The sequence below is a fragment of the Spirillospora sp. NPDC046719 genome (assembly GCF_040645715.1).
GTDB lineage: Bacteria > Actinomycetota > Actinomycetes > Streptosporangiales > Streptosporangiaceae > Spirillospora.
Window position 1 is genome coordinate 1 of the sequence record NZ_JBEYYT010000199.1, and the last position, 16,534, is coordinate 16,534.

The 16,534-nt window shown below is 75.0% G+C and carries 16 protein-coding genes, 1 rRNA gene and 1 pseudogene; 13 read left to right on the forward strand and 5 right to left on the reverse strand.

Annotated features, from left to right (window positions below):
* Nucleotides 1-226 precede the first annotated feature (226 nt).
* Nucleotides 227-343: ribosomal RNA gene (rrf, locus tag ABZ914_RS29060) — 5S ribosomal RNA — on the forward strand.
* 97 nt (nucleotides 344-440) lie between these two features.
* Here the strand turns inward: rrf and ABZ914_RS29065 are convergent.
* Nucleotides 441-1,877, reverse strand: coding sequence for a hypothetical protein (locus ABZ914_RS29065; RefSeq protein WP_500197062.1), 1,437 nt, complete (start codon nucleotides 1,875-1,877; stop codon nucleotides 441-443).
* Between the two features lie 6 nt (nucleotides 1,878-1,883).
* On the opposite strand from ABZ914_RS29065, the gene ABZ914_RS29070 reads away from it, so the two are divergent.
* The 3 genes from ABZ914_RS29070 (at nucleotide 1,884) to ABZ914_RS29080 (ending at nucleotide 4,790) form a co-directional block, all read left to right on the forward strand.
* On the forward strand, nucleotides 1,884-2,873 hold the full coding sequence (locus ABZ914_RS29070; protein WP_500197064.1) for a hypothetical protein: 990 nt from the start codon (nucleotides 1,884-1,886) through the stop codon (nucleotides 2,871-2,873).
* Between the two features lie 131 nt (nucleotides 2,874-3,004).
* Nucleotides 3,005-3,808: an SAM-dependent methyltransferase gene (locus tag ABZ914_RS29075; protein WP_500197065.1), complete on the forward strand. Its 804-nt coding sequence runs from the start codon at nucleotides 3,005-3,007 to the stop codon at nucleotides 3,806-3,808.
* A gap of 130 nt (nucleotides 3,809-3,938) precedes the next feature.
* On the forward strand, nucleotides 3,939-4,790 hold the full coding sequence (locus tag ABZ914_RS29080; RefSeq protein WP_500197067.1) for a dienelactone hydrolase family protein: 852 nt from the start codon (nucleotides 3,939-3,941) through the stop codon (nucleotides 4,788-4,790).
* 14 nt (nucleotides 4,791-4,804) lie between these two features.
* On the opposite strand, the gene ABZ914_RS29085 is transcribed toward ABZ914_RS29080, so the two are convergent.
* From ABZ914_RS29085 to ABZ914_RS29095, 3 genes are all read right to left on the reverse strand, one after another.
* A complete protein-coding gene (locus ABZ914_RS29085) occupies nucleotides 4,805-5,740 on the reverse strand; it encodes an MBL fold metallo-hydrolase (protein ID WP_500197068.1) in 936 nt (311 codons plus the stop codon).
* 89 nt (nucleotides 5,741-5,829) lie between these two features.
* Nucleotides 5,830-6,234, reverse strand: coding sequence for an NUDIX hydrolase (locus ABZ914_RS29090; RefSeq protein WP_500197069.1), 405 nt, complete (start codon nucleotides 6,232-6,234; stop codon nucleotides 5,830-5,832).
* A complete protein-coding gene (locus tag ABZ914_RS29095) occupies nucleotides 6,231-7,574 on the reverse strand; it encodes a DUF1015 family protein (protein WP_500197072.1) in 1,344 nt (447 codons plus the stop codon). Before ABZ914_RS29095 ends, ABZ914_RS29090 begins: the two co-directional genes overlap by 4 nt.
* A 72-nt stretch (nucleotides 7,575-7,646) precedes the next feature.
* Here ABZ914_RS29095 and ABZ914_RS29100 point away from each other — a divergent pair, with 72 nt between their 5' ends.
* Nucleotides 7,647-8,090: a tetratricopeptide repeat protein gene (locus ABZ914_RS29100; RefSeq protein WP_433250236.1), complete on the forward strand. Its 444-nt coding sequence runs from the start codon at nucleotides 7,647-7,649 to the stop codon at nucleotides 8,088-8,090.
* A gap of 81 nt (nucleotides 8,091-8,171) precedes the next feature.
* Nucleotides 8,172-9,185: an HAD-IIA family hydrolase gene (locus tag ABZ914_RS29105; RefSeq protein ID WP_500197074.1), complete on the forward strand. Its 1,014-nt coding sequence runs from the start codon at nucleotides 8,172-8,174 to the stop codon at nucleotides 9,183-9,185.
* Between the two features lie 36 nt (nucleotides 9,186-9,221).
* On the opposite strand, the gene ABZ914_RS29110 is transcribed toward ABZ914_RS29105, so the two are convergent.
* Nucleotides 9,222-9,563, reverse strand: a complete 342-nt coding sequence (locus tag ABZ914_RS29110; protein ID WP_500197076.1) for an SCP2 sterol-binding domain-containing protein — start codon at nucleotides 9,561-9,563, stop codon at nucleotides 9,222-9,224.
* A gap of 116 nt (nucleotides 9,564-9,679) precedes the next feature.
* Here ABZ914_RS29110 and ABZ914_RS29115 point away from each other — a divergent pair, with 116 nt between their 5' ends.
* The 7 genes and pseudogenes from ABZ914_RS29115 to ABZ914_RS29145 all read left to right on the forward strand — a co-directional run.
* Complete coding sequence (locus ABZ914_RS29115) at nucleotides 9,680-10,000, forward strand: hypothetical protein (RefSeq protein ID WP_500197078.1); 321 nt, start codon at nucleotides 9,680-9,682, stop codon at nucleotides 9,998-10,000.
* Nucleotides 10,001-10,031: 31 nt separating this feature from the next.
* The gene (locus ABZ914_RS29120; RefSeq protein ID WP_500197080.1) at nucleotides 10,032-10,835 is read left to right on the forward strand and encodes a TlyA family RNA methyltransferase; all 804 of its coding nucleotides are present in this window, start codon (nucleotides 10,032-10,034) and stop codon (nucleotides 10,833-10,835) included.
* A gap of 145 nt (nucleotides 10,836-10,980) precedes the next feature.
* Nucleotides 10,981-12,009, forward strand: coding sequence for an NAD kinase (locus ABZ914_RS29125; RefSeq protein ID WP_500197081.1), 1,029 nt, complete (start codon nucleotides 10,981-10,983; stop codon nucleotides 12,007-12,009).
* 58 nt (nucleotides 12,010-12,067) lie between these two features.
* Nucleotides 12,068-13,774 (forward strand): DNA repair protein RecN, encoded by a 1,707-nt coding sequence (gene recN / locus ABZ914_RS29130; protein WP_190866211.1) that lies wholly within the window; start codon nucleotides 12,068-12,070, stop codon nucleotides 13,772-13,774.
* Nucleotides 13,775-13,888: 114 nt separating this feature from the next.
* Nucleotides 13,889-15,133, forward strand: a complete 1,245-nt coding sequence (steA, locus tag ABZ914_RS29135) for a putative cytokinetic ring protein SteA (protein WP_190866213.1) — start codon at nucleotides 13,889-13,891, stop codon at nucleotides 15,131-15,133.
* Nucleotides 15,130-16,086: a copper transporter gene (locus tag ABZ914_RS29140; protein ID WP_500197084.1), complete on the forward strand. Its 957-nt coding sequence runs from the start codon at nucleotides 15,130-15,132 to the stop codon at nucleotides 16,084-16,086. The genes steA and ABZ914_RS29140 overlap by 4 nt, the downstream gene beginning before the upstream one ends.
* Nucleotides 16,087-16,093: 7 nt before the next feature.
* Nucleotides 16,094-16,534 (forward strand): annotated as a pseudogene (locus tag ABZ914_RS29145) (hypothetical protein); the annotation flags it as partial.

The window sequence follows — 16,534 nt, forward strand, 5'->3', positions numbered from 1 at the left end:
TAGGCCGGGTATGGAAGCGCGGTAACGTGTGGAGTTGACCGGTACTAATAGGCCGAGTGGCTTGAACACACTGAACGTTCAATTCGAATCGCTGTGTGGGTGTTCGCGTCCCTGTGTGGTTCCCAGGAAACAACCGGGAACCGCTGGTATAAGTGAAGATTTTGTGCCTGAGCCGGCTGCTCGGGACGTCGAGTTTGCCCACCCGTGTTGGGTGGTGCGTGAGGCGTTCGGTGGTTATGGCGGAGGGGAAACACCCGGTCCCATTCCGAACCCGGAAGTTAAGCCCTTCAGCGCCGATGGTACTGCATGGGAGACTGTGTGGGAGAGTAGGACACCGCCGGACATATATTGGTCGAGGGTCGCACCCCGTTTTTCGGGGGCGGCCCTCGACGCATGTCATGGACCTGCCGAAGTAGGCTGCAGGAGTCCATGAACCACCTTCAAGAACAGTGACGGACGTGATGAGCGCGGAAGAGGACGGCCGCAGCGACGAGAACCGCGAGCGGCGGGGGAAGAACGGCGGGCGGAGCGCGCCCGGCGCTCGTGGGGGCACCGGCGGGCCCGGTGCGCGCGGAAGCGGCGGTCCTCGCGGATCCGCGCCTCGCAACGGCGGTCCCAAGGGCGGCAAGGGCCGTCCCGGCGCCGGGGGCGGCTGGAAGGGACGCGACGGCCAGGGCCGGCGGAACGATCGGCCCTCCGATCGCCCCTTCCGGGGGGCTGACGACCGTCGCGGTGGCGAGGGAGGCCCGCGCGAGCGGCGCGATGACCGTTTCGGCGGCGGACGCGGCGGCGAGCGCGGCCAAGGACGATTCGGTGGCGCCGGCGGCGAGCGCCGGAACGCAGGCCCCCGCGACGAGCGACGTTCCGGCGCTCCCGGCGGGAAGCCAGGTGGCCGTGGCGACGGGCGCTTCGGCGGCCAGGGCGGCCCTCGCACCGGGCCGAGCGGACCGCGCGCCGGACAGGGTGCCGGTGCTGGCCGCTCCGGTGGTGGCCAGGGTCCGCGCGGCGAGGGCCGCGAGCAGCGCTTCGGTGGCCCTCGTGGCGAGCGCCGCGACGACCGCTTCGGTGGTCCGCGCGGCGGCGGCCACGGCTCCGGTGGCGGAAACCGCGAAGAGCGTTTCGGTGGCCCACGCGGTGGTGGCCAGGGTCCGCGTGGCGAGCGCCGTGAGGGTGGCTTTGGCGGCCCGCGTGGTGAGCGTCGTGAAGGCGGCTTCGGCGGACCCCGCGGTGAGCGCCGTGAGGGTGGCTTTGGCGGCCCGCGTGGCGAGCGTCGTGAAGGCGGCTTCGGCGGACCCCGCGGTGAGCGTCGCGAGGGTGCCTTTGGCGGCCCGCGCGGTGAGCGTCGTGAAGGCGGTTTTGCCGGGCCGCGTGGCGAGCGTCGTGAAGGCGGTTTCGGTGGCGGGCGCGGGCCGCGGGGCGAGAGCCGTGGTGGCCGGGCTGGTGGGCCGCGCGGTGAAGCGCGCTCGGGCGGGCCTCGCGAGTCCCGTCCCGGTGGCCGGCAGGGCGAGGGCCGGCCGAAGGACCGCCGCTTCCCGGACCGCGACGAGCGCGGCGGGCGCGAGGGCGGCCGTCCCGGCGGCGGGTTCCGCCAGGAGCGGCCCGGTGGGCGCCGGTTCGAGAGTGATCGGGAACGGCCGCGCGGGCAGCGCGACGGCGGAGGGTTCCGCGGTCGCGGACCCGGGCGTCCCGAGGAGCGGGGCGGACGCCCGCACGGCCCGGGACGCGGCCGTCCCGCGGCGGCCGAGCGGGAGCGTCCGGCCCCCAAGCACGACGATCCGCTGCTGCCCGACGACGTCACCGGCGACGAACTGGACGCGGAGGCCCGCGCCGAGCTGCGGACGCTGCCGAAGGACCTCGCGGAGCGCGTCGCGCGGCACCTGGTGATGGCGGGGCGGCTGTCCGAGGAGGAGCCGGAGCAGGCGTACAAGCACGCCCGTGCCGCGCGCCGGCTCGCGTCGCGCGTCGGCATCGTCCGGGAGGCCGCCGGGATCGCCGCATACCAGACGGGGGAGTGGGCCGAGGCGCTCGCCGAGCTGCGGGCGGCCCGCAGGCTGGGTGCGGGCGACGACTCGTACCTGCCCGTCATGGCCGACTGCGAGCGCGGGATGGGACGTCCCGAACGCGCCCTCGACGTGATCAAGTCGCCGGAGGCGGACCGGCTCGACCCGATGGGGCGGGTGGAGCTGCGCATCGTCGAGTCGGGCGTGCGCCGCGACCTCGGCCAGTACGACGCCGCCGTGGTGACGCTGCAGATCCCCGAGTTGCGGGACCGGCGGCTGAAGCCCTGGTCGGCGCGGCTCTTCTACGCCTACGCCGACGCGCTCGCGGAGGCGGGGCGCGAGGAGGAGGCGTCCGACTGGTTCGCCCGCGCGGCGGCCGCGGACCGCGACGGCGAGACCGACGCCGCCGAACGCTACGCGGAGCTCGAAGGACTCCACATCCTCGACACCGAGGAGGACGGCGAGGAGTCCGCCGAGGACCTCGCCGAAGACCTCGCCTCGGGGCAGGAGCCGGACGACACGGCCGCGGAGGGCGGCGAGGTCGGCGGGGCCGACGAGGCCGACGAAGCCGACGAGGTCGGCGAGGCCATGGCGGCCCCCGCCGAGCCGGTCGCGGAGGAGCCCGAGGAGCCGGCCGCGGCGGTTCCGGAGATCGTCACGGCGACGGACATCCAGTTCAAGCCCGCCGATCCCGAGATCCTGGAGCCCGCGCCGGAGGAGGTTCCGGAGGCGCCCGCGGTGTTCCTCGAGCCGAAGACCGCCGAGCCGGAGCCCGATCTCGACCAGGCCGCCGCCGAGCCCGAGCCTCCCGCGAAGGCGGAGGCCGACGAGGACGAGCCCGGTCCGGACGAGGGGCCGAAGGCCGGCGGCTGATCCGCTGAGCCGGTTTCCGGACGCGCCGCTCCGGTGCGTCCGGGAACCGGGTCCGGTCCTCGTAGCGGACGAGAGGCCGGAAAGGGCCGAATGAAGATCCTTTGCCGGGGTGCGCGGCTAGGCTGTGCCGCATGACCGCCGGTGAGGAAGAGATCGCCCCGAAGGGCATCGACGTCGCGACGCCGCACATCGCGCGGATCTACGACTACTGGCTGGGCGGCAAGGACAACTTCGCCTCCGACCGGGCGGCCGCGGAGCAGGTGATGCTCGCGACGCCGACGATCAAGCCGGGCGTCACCGCGAACCGGGCCTTCCTGAGCCGCGCCGTGCGGACGATCGTCGGCCACGGCGTCACCCAGTTCCTCGACATCGGCACGGGCATCCCCACCGCGAACAACACGCACATGGTCGCGCAGGCCGCCGACCCCGAGTGCCGGGTGGTGTACGCGGACAACGACCCGATCGTGCTCGCGCACGCGCGGGCCCTGCTGTCCGGCGTGACCGCGCCGACCGCGTTCGTGGACGCCGACCTGCGCGACACGGGCCGGATCCTGGACGAGGCCGCGCGGCTGCTCGACTTCGACCGTCCGGTGGGCCTGCTGCTGATCGCGGTGCTGCACTGCGTCCCGGACGACGACGACCCGTACGGCATCGTCGGCACGCTGCTGGACGCCCTCGCGCCCGGCAGCTTCCTCGCCGTCACCCATCCGGGCATCGACCAGATGCCGGAGCAGATGGCGGCCGCGGAGGACGCCCTCACCAAGGCGATGGGCTTCCGCGTGACCTTCCGCACCCGCGACGGGGTCGGCGCGTTCTTCTCCGGGCTCGACCTCCTCGACCCGGGCGTCGTCCCGGTCCAGGACTGGCGTCCCGACGCGGACGCGGCGCCGTCGGCCACGACCGGGATGTGGGGCGGCGTGGCCCGGAAGCCGTGATCGCCGCCCGGCCCGCCCGTCGGATTCGGCGGACGGGGAGGCCGCGCACGAGTTATTCGATAGTGTGTCAATAACTCAGCTCGGCGGCCCGCGCGGGAGGCCGGGTCCGCTGCGACGGAAGGGCCGGGTCATGGCCGACGACAGCATGTCCGACTTCACCCGCGGGTCCTTCGCGCACGGCGGCGCGTCCCACCGCGTGTTCCGGTCGGGGACCGGGCCCGCCGTCATCGTGATGGCGGAGGTCCCGGGCATCACCCCGAAGGTGCTCGCGTTCGCCCGGCGCGTCCGCGACCTGGGCCTGACCGTCGTGCTGCCGGACCTCTTCGGGACGGCCGGACGCGACCCCGACCCCGCCGCGCACGGCTGGTCCGGCACCATCGCCTACGGCGTTCGCGCCATGGCCCCGCTCTGCGTCCGCCGCGAGTTCACCAAGCTCGCCACGGGGCGGACCTCGCCGATCGTGACCTGGCTGCGCGCGCTGGCCGCGCGCGAGCACGCCGAATGCGGCGGGCCCGGCGTCGGCGCGGTGGGCATGTGCTTCACCGGCGGGTTCGCGCTGGCGATGGCCGCCGACGACCGGCTCCTGGCGGCCGTGCTGTCCCAGCCGTCGCTGCCGCTGCCGGTCACCCGCGCGCAGCGGCGCACGATCGACATCGCGTCCGCGGACCTCGCGGCGGTGCAGCGGCGCGGCGCGGACGACCTGACGGTGCTGGGCCTGCGGTTCCGCGGCGACCGGCTCGTCCCGGGCGAACGGTTCGACTTCCTGCGCCGCCAGCTCGGGGACGCGTTCGTCGCCGTGGAGCTGGACGACTCGGCGGCGAACCCGGACGCCCTGCTCAGGCCGCACTCGGTCCTCACCGAGCACCTGATCGACGAGCCGGGCCAGCCCACGCGCGACGCGCTGGAGCAGGTCCTGGAGCTGTTCCGCGCCCGCCTGCTCCTGCCGGAGGGCGACGAGGCGCCCGTCGGAGAGGGCGCGTAGGCCGACGCCGCCGGTCAGGCGTGCCGGTCGAGGGCGTGCATGATGCCCGCGACGTTGTTGGCCGGGCTGTTGAGGACGTCGTACTTGGCGGCAAGCTCGGGGTCGAGGTCGGCGCTGTTGATGGCGTAGCGGTCCTTCGTGCGCTCCACCACCGCCGCCACGGCGTGGTCCAGTTCGAGGCCCCGGTCCCTGGCGTCGCGGACCGCGTCGACCCAGACGCGCAGCTCCTCGGCGGAGCGTTCCAGCGTGCCCTCGACCTCGGTGACCGGGCCGTAGTGCGCGAATAGCAGCCGCTCAGGGCCGAGGTCGCGGAACCTGCCGAGCGACGCCAGCGCCGTGTCGAGGTCGAAGTCCGGCGGCGGGGTGGCGGGCCGCACGTCCGCCGTCTCCGGGATGTAGATGCCGGCGGCGTCGCCCACGTACAGGTCGCCGGTGCCGGAGTCGACGAGCCCGACGTGGTGCTTGGCGTGGCCGGGGGAGTAGTGCGACTCCAGGCGGCGGCCGCCGCCGAGGTCGACCACGCCGGTGTCCTCGACGGCGCGGATGCGCGCGGAGTCGGTCGGCTTCAGCTCGCCGAACAGGGTGTCGAGGGCGTCGCCCCACACCATGCGGGCGCTGCGCATGAGGCGGGACGGGTCGGCGAGGTGCCGGGCGCCCTTCTCGTGCACGACGATCTCGGCCTGCGGGTACAGCGCGGCGATGTCGCCGACGCCGCCCGCGTGGTCGAGGTGGATGTGGGTGACCACGACGCTCGCGAGGTCGTCCGCGCCGACGCCGAGCTCGCTCAGCGCCCGCTGCACGACGGGCGCGGAGCCGGCGGTCCCCGGCTCGATCAGGCACGGCCGGTCGGCGAGGATCAGGTACGCGGCGGTGATGCCGGAGTGGCCCGCCAGCAGGGTGTCGATCTCGTAGACGCCTCCGCCGAGCGCCGTGATGTTCGAGGAGTTCATGGGCAGATCATCGCCCCCGGCGGCCGGTCCCGGCCACCCGGGGCGGTGCCCGGACGGCCCCGGAGCGGCCGGGGCGGGCGGGGCGGCGGTCAGCGCAGCCGGCCCGCCGCGTGCAGGTCGTCGAAGATCAGCTGGTCGACGGGCGACACCCGGCCGCGGTCGGCGTAGCCGAGCCAGGCGATCTCCTCGATCTCGCTGCTCGGCGCGGGCGTGCCGGTGTGGTCGGCGGTATAGCAGGTCATCCGGACCATGACGCCGCCGGCGTGCCCGTGCGCCTGCGCCTCCCAGGTGCCGAGGTGGGCGGCCGTCTCCGGCAGGACGTCGACGGCCAGCTCCTCCTTGACCTCGCGGACGAGCGTCCGCACGTCGGACTCGCCGGGCTCCCGCTTGCCTCCCGGCAGGTAGTAGACGTCCTTGCCGCGGGAGCGGGTGCTGAGGATGAGGCCCCCGTCCAGCAGGATCCAGGCGATCTTGTCGATGGTGCGGTCGGTCATCGCTCGCTTTCCGGGTCGAGGAGGCGCAGCACGAGGCCCGTCCGGGGCTTCGGGCCGAACGAGGTGGACTTGCGGGGGACCCGCTCGCCGCCGTTCGCGACGGCGAGGACGTCCGCCACCTGGAGCGGGTTGAGGACGACGGCGGTGCCGCCCGCGCGGCGGGCCCGGTCGAGGGCGGCGGACGGGTCGTCGTGCACGACCTCGATGGCGTTCTCGTTCTCGGGGACGTTCCACAGGTCCCCGACGAGCAGGTGGTCGAGGATCGCGGTGTCCAGGCGGCGCCAGCGCGGGGAGTGCTCGGACGGCATCACGCGGGCCAGCGCCGCGGGGTCGGGGTCGGTGAGCAGGTGGAGCCTTTCACCGCCGCCGAGCAGGAACGCGGGGCCCTGCGCCTCGCCCAGCGCGCACACGGCCCGGCTCTCGTCCTCGAACTCGGTGACGTGAAAGGCACGGCGCGCGCGCTCGACGGCCTCGCCGGGCGCCAGGCCCGGCAGGACGCGGTGGATCGCGCCGAGATGCGGCGGGTACCGCGTCGAGTCGACGAGCAGCGCCAAGCCCTGGTCCCATGGGCCGGGACCGTCCCCGGCGGCGTGGTGGCGCGCCTGCAGGGCGCGGTACGTGGCGTAGCGGTGGTGGCCGTCGGCGATCAGCGCCTGCTTGCCGCGCAGGTCGGCGGAGACGCGGGCGTGCAGCGCGGGATCGGCGATGCGCCACAGCCGGTGCGTGAGCCCGTCGTCGGCGCGGAAGCCCAGCAGCGGCTCCCGGCCCGCGGCGTCGTCGACGATCCGCGCCGCGTCGCCGCCGCCCTCGTACACCAGGAAGATCGGTTCGAGGTTGGCGCGGGCCGCCGCCATCAGCGCCAGCCGGTCGCGGACGGGACCGGGGAACACGTTCTCGTGGGGCAGGACGACCCGGTCGGCCTCCGCGCGAAGGCCGAGCGCGCCGATCAGGCCCCGCTGCAGCACCGTCCCGTCCTTGGCCGCCTCGTAGACGTACAGGGCCGGGTCGGGGTCGGTGGTCAGCACCCCCTCGGCGAGCCAGCGGCGCAGCGTCTCGCCCGCCTCCCGGTAGCTCTCCCCGGCGGCGCGCGGCATGTTCAGCCGGACGATGTTGTGCCCGCCGCCCGACAGCAGCCGGCCGACCTCCGCGTCGTCCACCAGGTCGTACGGGGGAGTGGTCACCGCGGCCAGGTCGCCCGCCCGCTCGGGGGCGAACCGGACGCCGCGGAACGGCGCCAGCTCCAGCCCGCCGCCCGTCGCGGGCCCCGCGGACCCGAAGATCCGGGCGCTGAACTGTTCCGGTCCGAGCCCGGAGGGGAGGTCGTCGTCCACTGTGGGCATGGTAATCAGCGACGGGCCCCCGCGCGTCGGCCGGGTACCGTCGTGGTGATCAAGGTCCGATGGGAGGTCCACATGAGTGGTGAAGGACAGGGACGCCCGGACGATTCCCAAGGCGACGCCCCCGGCGAGCATTCCGCCGCTCCGGGCGGAGGCGTCTACGAGTGGTACACCCGGGGGCTGGAGCTGCTCCGCTCCGGGAGCGCGGCGGCCGCGCTGCAGCTGCTGACCAGGGCCGCGGAGGCCGAGCCGGCGTCGCACAGCATCCGGGAGGCGCTCGCCCGCGCGCAGTTCGGGGCGCGGCAGTTCGGCGCGGCGGCCGAGAGCTTCCAGAGCATCGTCGAGGAGGAGCCCGCCGAGGACTACGCGCGGTTCGGGTTAGGGTTGTCGCTCAGCAGGATGGGCGACTTCGAGGGCGCGGTCGAGCATCTCGCGCTCGCGGCGGCCATGCGTCCGGAGAACCAGGACTACGCCCGGGCGCTGCGGCACGCCCGAGCGACCCTCGCGTCCCGCAGGTGACCGCCGTCCGCCCCGTTCAGCCCCCCGATCAAGGCTTCGCCCCCGAACGAGCGATGGCCCCCCGATCCCGAGGAGCGTGCGATGAAGGGCAGTGACCGTCCCCTGAGCGAGGCGTACGACGTCGCCCTGCTGGACCTCGACGGCGTCGTGTACGTCGGGCAGCGGCCCGTCCCGGCGGCGGCCGAGTCGCTCGCCAAGGCCCGCGCGGCGGGGCAGCGGCTGGCGTTCGTGACCAACAACGCGTCCCGGACGCCGTCCGCGGTGGCGGCGCTGCTCAACGACGTCGGCGTGCCCGCGCACGCCGACGACGTGGTGACCTCGGCGCAGGCCGCCGCGCGGCTGCTGTCCGAGCGGCTGCCCGCCGGGTCGGAGGTGCTGGTCGTCGGCGGGATGGGGCTGCGGCACGCCCTCTACGCGCGGGGGCTGCGGCCGGTGTCGGTGGCGTCCGGACGCCCCCCGGCGGTCGTGCAGGGCTACGACCCCCGGCTGTCGTACGGGCTGCTGTCGGAGGGCGCCCAGGCGGTCAGCATGGGCGCCCTGTTCGTCGGCTCCAACCGCGACCTGACGATCCCGGGCGGCGACGGGCCGCTGCACCCCGGCAACGGCGCGCTGCTGCGCGTGATCAGCTCGGCCACGGGCGTCGAGCCGATCGTCACCGGCAAGCCCGAGCGGCCGCTGCACCACGAGTCGATCCTGCGGACGGGCGCCGAACGCCCCCTGGTCGTCGGGGACCGGCTCGACACCGACATCGAGGGCGCCTTCAACGGCGGCGCCGACAGCCTGCTCGTCTTCACCGGCGTCACCGACCACATGCAGGCCCTCACCGCGCCGCCCCACCACCGCCCCACCTACCTGGCGCACGACCTGACCGGGCTGCTCGTCCCGCACCCCGAGGTCGCGCGGGACGGCGGCCGGCACTCCTGCGGCGGCTGGACGGTGACCCGGGACGGCGACCGGTTCGACGTCACCGGCTCCGGCGAGCCCTACGACGGCCTGCGCGCCCTCGCGTCCGCCGCCTGGCAGGACTCCGCCCCGCCGGCGGCGGAGGCGCTCAGCGGCGTGCTGGGCGCCCTGGGGCTGCCCCGCCTGCGCTGAGCGGGCCGCGATGGGGGATCGGGACGAACCGGGCGATCACAGCAGCCTGCGCAGCCGCAGCAGGTCGAACACGCTCGCCTCGACCTTGAGGCGGCCGGCCGCCCACGCCTTGGCCGGGCTCAGCTCCTCGTGCGCCATGGCGACGAGGTCGTCGCTGTCCACGGTCAGGCGGACCTGGGCGGCGGCCGGGTCGGCGGCGGGCTCGAACGGGTCCAGGCCGCCCACGTGCAGGCGCGTCCGGTAGGCCAGCCCGAGATCGGGGATGCGGCAGCTGATCGTGCGCTCGACCACGTGCTCGGCGAACCGGTCGGCGTCCACCTCCGCCAGCCGCTCCGCGATCCGGTCGAGCGCCGTCCGGCAGTCGTCCTCGTTCGCCATGGTCAGGCCGTTCCCCGTTCGATCGGCAACGATGTCGTTCTGGGACGGTAGCGTTCGCAGTGGCCGTGCGGCGACTCGCCGCCCGCGCCGGGAGGACCCAAGGGGAGGTACACGTGATGTCCGACGAGCCCGCGGCGACGCCGGGACCGGCGCCGCTCCCGCCGGCCGAGGCGGACGGCGAGGAGCCGGGCCTCCCGGCCGCGCCGCCGCCCGAGCCCACCGGCGACCCGCGGGTGGACGAGGCCGTCGCGCGCCTGGCCGATCTGGCGGGACGGCCCGTCCCCGGCCACGTCGAGATCTTCGAGGGCGTGCACCAGCGCCTCCAGGACCTGCTGGCCGGGGCGGAGGGCCCCTCCGCCGAGGCGGGCCGGGGAGACGGCCCGGCGGTGCCGCAGCCTCGGCCCGCGTTCCCCGACGCCCTGCGCCCCCGCCCGTGAGCCCGGTGCTGACGATCACGGGGGCGGGACGATGGCGGTGAGGCGGCGGCTGGACGCCGAGCTGGTGCGGCGCGAGCTCGCCCGGTCCCGCGAGCACGCGAGCCAGCTGATCGCCGACGGCCGGGTCAGGGTCGGCGGGCAGCGCGCGACCAAGCCCGCGACGCAGGTCGAGACGGGCGCGGCGATCCTCGTCGACGAGGCCGCCGGCGGCCCCGAGTACGTCTCGCGCGGCGGCCACAAGCTCGCCGGCGCCCTCGCGGCCTTCCACGGCCTGGAGACCGAGGGCCGCGTGTGCCTGGACGCCGGCGCCTCGACCGGCGGTTTCACCGACGTGCTGCTGCGCGCGGGCGCCGCGCACGTGTACGCCGTCGACGTCGGGTACGGGCAGATCGCCTGGTCCCTGCGGACCGACGAGCGGGTCACGGTGATCGAGCGGGTCAACATCCGCGACCTGGAGCCCGCGACGCTCGGCGGGGCCCGGCCCGGCCTGGTGGTCGGCGACCTGTCGTTCATCTCGCTGAAGCTCGTCCTCGGCCCGGTGCAGCGGTGCGCCGACCCCGCCGCCGACTACGCGATGATGGTCAAGCCGCAGTTCGAGGTCGGCAAGGACCGGGTCGGCGCCGGCGGCGTCGTCCGCGACCCGGGGCTGCGCGCCGAGGCGGTCCGCGGGGTCGCCGGGCACGCCGCGACGCTCGGGCTCGGCGTCCTCGGCGTGACCGCGAGCCCGCTGCCCGGGCCGTCGGGGAACGTCGAGTACTTCCTGTGGCTGCGGGCCGGTGCGCCGCCCCTCGACGACGCCGACCTGGAGAAGGCGATCGCGGAGGGCCCGCAGTGATCGTGCGTGCGCGCGCGGCCGTACAGAGGGCGTCCGAGAACACAGCGGCCCGGAGAACGGCGCCCGCGGCGGGAACGTCCGCGGCGGGCGCGTTCGTCGAGAGAACGTCGGCACGCCGGGTCGGGCCGGGGAGTGGGGCGAGGGTATGAGCAACAGGTCGGTGCTGGTCGTGGCGCACACCGGGCGGCCGGAGGCGGTCCGCAGCGCCCAGCTGGTCATCGAGCGGCTCAGCGCGGCCGGGATCCGCGTCCGGGTCCTGGACCGCGAGGCCGAGGAGCTCGGCCGCGAGGGCGTGGAGGTGATGCCGAGCGCGGCGGCCGCGGCGGAGGGCGCCGAGGTCGTGATGGTGCTCGGCGGCGACGGGACGCTGCTGCGCGCCGCCGACCTGACCCGCACGTCCGGGACGCCGCTGCTGGGCGTGAACCTCGGGCACGTCGGGTTCCTCGCGGAGGCCGAACGGGAGGACCTCGCCGCGACCGTCGACCGGGTGGTGACGCGCCGCTACGACGTCGAGGAGCGCATGACGATCGACGTCACCGTCCGCCGCAACGGCACGGTGATGGGCGCGACGTGGGCGCTCAACGAGGCGAGCATCGAGAAGGCCGAGCGGGAGCGGATGCTGGAGGTCGTCGCGGAGATCGACGGCCGGCCGCTGTCGAACTGGGGCTGCGACGGCGTGGTGTGCGCCACCCCGACCGGCTCCACCGCGTACGCGTTCTCCGCGGGCGGGCCCGTGGTGTGGCCGGAGGTCGAGGCGATGCTGGTCGTGCCGATCAGCGCGCACTCGCTGTTCGCGCGCCCGCTGGTGGTGTCGCCGCGGTCGCTGGTGGCGGTGGAGGTGCTCGCGGACACGCCGCGCGCGGTGCTGTGGTGCGACGGGCAGCGGACCCTCGACCTGCCGCCCGGCGCCCGGGTCGAGGTGCGGCGCGGCGCCGAGCCGGTCCGGCTCGCCCGGCTGCACCTCACCCCGTTCACCGACCGGCTCGTCACCAAGTTCGGGCTTCCGGTGACGGGGTGGCGGGGCCGGGTCCGGCAGCCCGCGACCCCCTCCCCGGCGGAGGAGGCTCCGCAGGTCAACGGGGTCGAGACGATCGGCGGCGGAACCGGGGCCGCGCCGGGGGCGTCCGATCTCGCCGGGACGGACGGGGGAGCATCCGGCGCGCAGAGTGGATAATCTCCACAGGCGCTGATCGGGGATTCGTTTGCGGAGGGTTGTGACGCTGGTGCGTCCGATGGTCGATGAGGTGCGGATCCAGGGCCTCGGCGTGATCGACGAGGCCGTGCTCGATCTGTCGCCGGGGTTCAACGTGGTGACCGGCGAGACCGGGGCCGGCAAGACCATGGTGGTGACGAGCCTGGGCCTGCTGTTCGGCGGCCGCGCCGACCCGCAGCGGGTCCGGCCCGGCGCCGGCCGCGCCGCCGTGGAGGGGCGGATCGTGGTCGACCCGGGCGGCCGGGCGGTCGAGCGGGTCGAGGAGGCCGGCGGCGAGCTGGACGACGGCGCGCTGATCGTGACCCGGTCGGTGTCCGCGGAGGGCCGCTCCCGGGCGTTCCTCGGCGGCCGGTCCGTCCCGGTGAGCGTGCTGATCAACCTCGCCGACGACCTGGTCGCCGTGCACGGCCAGTCCGACCAGCAGCGGCTGCTGCAGGCCGGGCGGCAGCGCGGCGCGCTGGACCGGTACGCGGGCGCCGCCCTCACCAAGCCGATGCGCGCCTACACCAAGGCCTACCAGCGGCACCGCCAGGTCAGCGCGCTGCTGGAGGAGCTGACGACGCGGTCGCGGGAGCGCGCGCAGGAGGCCGACGTGCTCCGCTTCGGCCTGGAGGAGATCGAGAAGGTCGATCCCAAGGAGGGCGAGGACGTCGACCTCGCCGCCGAGGAGGAGCGGCTCGGGCACGCCGACGCGCTGCGCGGCGCGGCCGACACCGCGCACGAGGCGCTGCTCGGCGACGCCGCCGCGGCGTTCGAGGCCGCGAACGTGACGAGCCTGCTCGGCCAGGCCCGCAACGCGCTGGAGGCCGTCCGCGAGCACGACCCGGATCTGGCGGCGCTCGCCGACCGGCTCGCCGAGGCCGGCTACCTCGTCTCCGACGTCGGCACCGACCTCGCCTCCTACGCCGAGTCGGTGGACGCCGACCCGGCGCGGCTCGCCGCCGTCCAGGAGCGGCGCGCCGAGCTGACCTCGCTGGTCCGCAAGTACGGCGGCGAGGAGGGGACGGTCGCGGAGGTGCTGGAGTGGGCGCGCCGGTCGGCGGCCCGCCTCACCGAGCTGGACGGCGACGACGACCGCATCGACGAGCTGCGCGCCGAGCACGCCGAGCTGACCGAGCGGCTCGCCGCCGAGGCGGCGGAGCTGACCGCGGTCCGCGGCCGCGCCGCCGAGCGGTTCTCCGAGGCCGTCACCGCGGAGCTGACCGCGCTGGCGATGCCGCACGCCCGGGTCGTGGTGACCGTCACCCCCACCGACGACTACGGGCCGCACGGCGTCGACGAGGTGGAGGTGCGGCTCGCCCCGCACCCCGGCGCGCCGCCGCTGCCGCTGCACAAGGGCGCGTCGGGCGGCGAGCTGTCCCGGGTGATGCTGGCGATCGAGGTGGTGTTCGCCGGCGCCGACCCCGTCCCCACGTTCGTGTTCGACGAGGTCGACGCGGGCGTCGGCGGCAAGGCGGCGGTGGAGATCGGCCGCCGGCTCGCCCGCCTCGCCCGCAACGCGCAGGTGATCGTCGTCACGCACCTGCCGCAGGTCGCCGCGTTCGCCGACCAGCACCTGCTGGTGGAGAAGTCCGACGACGGCACCGTCACCAGCAGCGGCGTCACCGCGCTGGACCGGGAGGGCCGGATCCGGGAGCTGTCCCGGATGCTCGCCGGCCTGGAGGACTCCGAGCTCGGCCGGGCGCACGCCGAGGAACTGCTGGCCATGGCCGCCGAGGAACGCTAGCCGCTCCGCGAACAGGGAGAACGCACAAGTGAACACGGTGGGCGACGGGACGGACACGCCCCGTCGATCGTCCCTGCGGCTCTTTACTCCCGTGCTCTGGCAGGATGGCAGGCGATGAACGAACCGGCTCCCACCACCGAGCGGCGCGCCCGGCTGACGCAGCGGCTGACGCTGCCGCGCCGCGTGCTCGCGCTCGGCCGCGGCCGCGACGACGGGCGGCAGGGGGTCAGCGCGACCGTCCGGCTGGACCGCCGCACCAAGGACCTGACCAAGCGGCTGCAGCCCGGCGAGGTCGCCGTGATCGACCACGTCGACCTCGACCGGGTCAGCGCCGAGGCGCTGGTGTCGTGCCAGGTCGGCGCGGTGGTGAACGTCGCGCCGAGCATCTCCGGCCGGTACCCGAACCTCGGCCCGCAGATCCTGGTGGACGCCGGCGTACCGCTCGTCGACGACGTCGGCCCGGAGATCTTCGGCAAGCTGCACGAGGGCGACCAGGTCCGGGTCGAGGGCCCGTCCGTCTACCTCGGCGAGGACGTCGTCGCCAAGGGCACCGAGCAGTCCGCCGAGACGGTCGAGACGGCGCTCACCGAGGCCAAGGCGGGGCTCGCCAGCCAGCTCGAGGCGTTCGTCGCCAACACGATGGAGTACGTCAAGCGCGAGCGCGACCTGCTCATCGACGGCGTCGGCGTGCCCGAGGTGGCCACGAAGATCAACGGCCGGCACGCGCTGATCGTGGTCCGCGGCTACCACTACCGCGAGGACATCGCGACCCTGCGGCCCTACATCCGCGAGTACCGGCCGGTCCTGATCGGGGTGGACGGCGGCGCGGACGCGCTGCTGGAGGCCGGCTACCGCCCCGACATGATCGTCGGCGACATGGACTCGGTCTCCGACGACGCGCTGACCTGCGGCGCGGAGATCGTCGTGCACGCCTACCGGGACGGGCGGGCGCCCGGCCTGAAGCGCGTGCACGAGCTGGGCCAGGAGGCCGTGGTGTTCCCCGCGACCGCCACCAGCGAGGACATCGCGATGCTGCTCGCCGACGACAAGGGCGCCACCCTGATCGTCGCGGTCGGCACGCACGCCAACATGGTCGAGTTCCTCGACAAGGGCCGCGCCGGCATGGCCAGCACGTTCCTCACCCGCCTCCGGGTCGGCAGCAAGCTGGTGGACGCCAAGGGCGTCTCCCGGCTGTACCGCAGCCGCATCTCCACCTGGTCGCTGCTGTTCCTCGTCCTCGGCGCGTTCGTCGCCATCGTCACCGCCGTCGCCATGTCCCCGGCGGGGGACGTCATCAGTCCCCTGCTGGCCGACCGCTGGCACGCCTTCGTCTTCTGGCTGACCGGACTCTTCACGTGATCGATTTCCGCTATCACCTCGTCTCCATCGTCGCGATCTTCCTCGCGCTGGCGCTCGGCATCGTGCTGGGCTCCACCACCCTGTCCAACTCGGTCGGCGACACGCTGCGCAAGCAGGTCAGCTCGGCGACCCGCAGCGCCCAGGAGGCGCGGGTCCAGCAGCGCCAGCTGCAGCACCAGGTGAACGGGGAGGAGCAGTTCAGCAAGGTGCTGTCGCCGCAGCTCGTCGCGGACCGGCTCAAGGGCCAGTCCGTCGTGCTGGTCGAGACGCCGGGCGCCGGCAGCGACAGCATCGACCAGGTCAGCGAGCTGGCCAAGGACGCGGGCGCCGCCGTCACCGGCCGGGTGACGATCCAGAAGAAGCTGCTGGACGACGACCAGCAGAGCACCCTGGACGAGCTGGCCACCCAGCTGAAGAGCGACGGCGTGGAGTTCCCGTCGGGCGCCAGCTCCTACGACAAGGCGGGCGCGGTGCTGGCGAACGCGCTGCTCACCCGCGACCCCGCCAAGACGGGCCGCGAGGACGCCGCCGGCGGGGCCGTGCTCAGCGGCTTCAAGCAGGCCGGGTACATCACCACCAGCGGCAAGCCCGGCCGCCACGCCACCCTCGCCGTGATGGTCGCGCCGGCGAACCCGTACGCCTACGACGGCGGGGACCAGGACAACAAGGCACTGATCTCGCTGGCCACCGCACTCGACGGCGCCGGTCGCGGTACGGTCGTCGGAGGCCCCGTCACCTCCGCGCAGGAGGGCGGGCTGATCGCGGCGCTGCGTGACTCCGACGCCGGCGACTCGGTCTCCGCCGTCGACATGGTGGACACCTCGTCCGGGCAGGTCGTGACGATCCTGGCGCTGCAGAACGAGCTGAACGGCAAGTCCGGGCAGTACGGGACGGGCGCCGGCGCGAGCGGCTACCTGCCCTCGCCAGCGCCCACGGCGGGGAAGAGCGGGTGACGACCTGATGAACCGACGCATCGCCTCGGGTTCGGCGAGGGGCGCGCGGCTGCTGGCGGGGATGGGCCTGGGCGCCGTCGCGGCGCGGGCCGCGTACGTCGCGCTGACGCGGCGTCCGCCGGGCCTCAACGGCCTGCCGGGCGAGGAGGTGTGGGACCGCACCAACCACCGCGGCGAGCCGGTCACGCTGCTGGAGGGCCCCGCGCTGGTGGCGGGCGCCGCCGCGGCCGGGCTGCTGGTGCCCGGCGCCACCGGCCGCACCCGCGCCGCCGCGCTGCTCGCGGGCGCCGCGTCGGGGATCCTCGGCGGCTACGACGACCTGGCGGGCTCGGCGTCGTCCCGCGGTTTCAAGGGCCATCTCGGCGCGCTCGCCCGCGGCGAGGTGACCAGCGGCGCGGTGAAGCTCCTCGGCATCGGCGCGACCGGGCTGGCCGCCGCCGCGATCGCC

Excerpts from the sequence above, each read along its gene's own strand:
- ABZ914_RS29085 (WP_500197068.1), bottom strand. The coding sequence starts at position 5,740 with ATGAACTCCTCGAACATCACGGCGCTCGGCGGAGGCGTCTACGAGATC.
- steA (WP_190866213.1), top strand. The coding sequence starts at position 13,889 with ATGAACGAACCGGCTCCCACCACCGAGCGGCGCGCCCGGCTGACGCAG.
- ABZ914_RS29090 (WP_500197069.1), bottom strand. The coding sequence starts at position 6,234 with ATGACCGACCGCACCATCGACAAGATCGCCTGGATCCTGCTGGACGGG.
- ABZ914_RS29120 (WP_500197080.1), top strand. The coding sequence starts at position 10,032 with ATGGCGGTGAGGCGGCGGCTGGACGCCGAGCTGGTGCGGCGCGAGCTC.
- ABZ914_RS29070 (WP_500197064.1), top strand. The coding sequence starts at position 1,884 with ATGGCGGGGCGGCTGTCCGAGGAGGAGCCGGAGCAGGCGTACAAGCAC.
- ABZ914_RS29110 (WP_500197076.1), bottom strand. The coding sequence starts at position 9,563 with ATGGCGAACGAGGACGACTGCCGGACGGCGCTCGACCGGATCGCGGAG.
- ABZ914_RS29075 (WP_500197065.1), top strand. The coding sequence starts at position 3,005 with ATGACCGCCGGTGAGGAAGAGATCGCCCCGAAGGGCATCGACGTCGCG.
- ABZ914_RS29115 (WP_500197078.1), top strand. The coding sequence starts at position 9,680 with ATGTCCGACGAGCCCGCGGCGACGCCGGGACCGGCGCCGCTCCCGCCG.
- ABZ914_RS29125 (WP_500197081.1), top strand. The coding sequence starts at position 10,981 with ATGAGCAACAGGTCGGTGCTGGTCGTGGCGCACACCGGGCGGCCGGAG.
- ABZ914_RS29105 (WP_500197074.1), top strand. The coding sequence starts at position 8,172 with ATGAAGGGCAGTGACCGTCCCCTGAGCGAGGCGTACGACGTCGCCCTG.
- ABZ914_RS29100 (WP_433250236.1), top strand. The coding sequence starts at position 7,647 with ATGAGTGGTGAAGGACAGGGACGCCCGGACGATTCCCAAGGCGACGCC.
- ABZ914_RS29095 (WP_500197072.1), bottom strand. The coding sequence starts at position 7,574 with ATGCCCACAGTGGACGACGACCTCCCCTCCGGGCTCGGACCGGAACAG.
- ABZ914_RS29080 (WP_500197067.1), top strand. The coding sequence starts at position 3,939 with ATGGCCGACGACAGCATGTCCGACTTCACCCGCGGGTCCTTCGCGCAC.
- recN (WP_190866211.1), top strand. The coding sequence starts at position 12,068 with ATGGTCGATGAGGTGCGGATCCAGGGCCTCGGCGTGATCGACGAGGCC.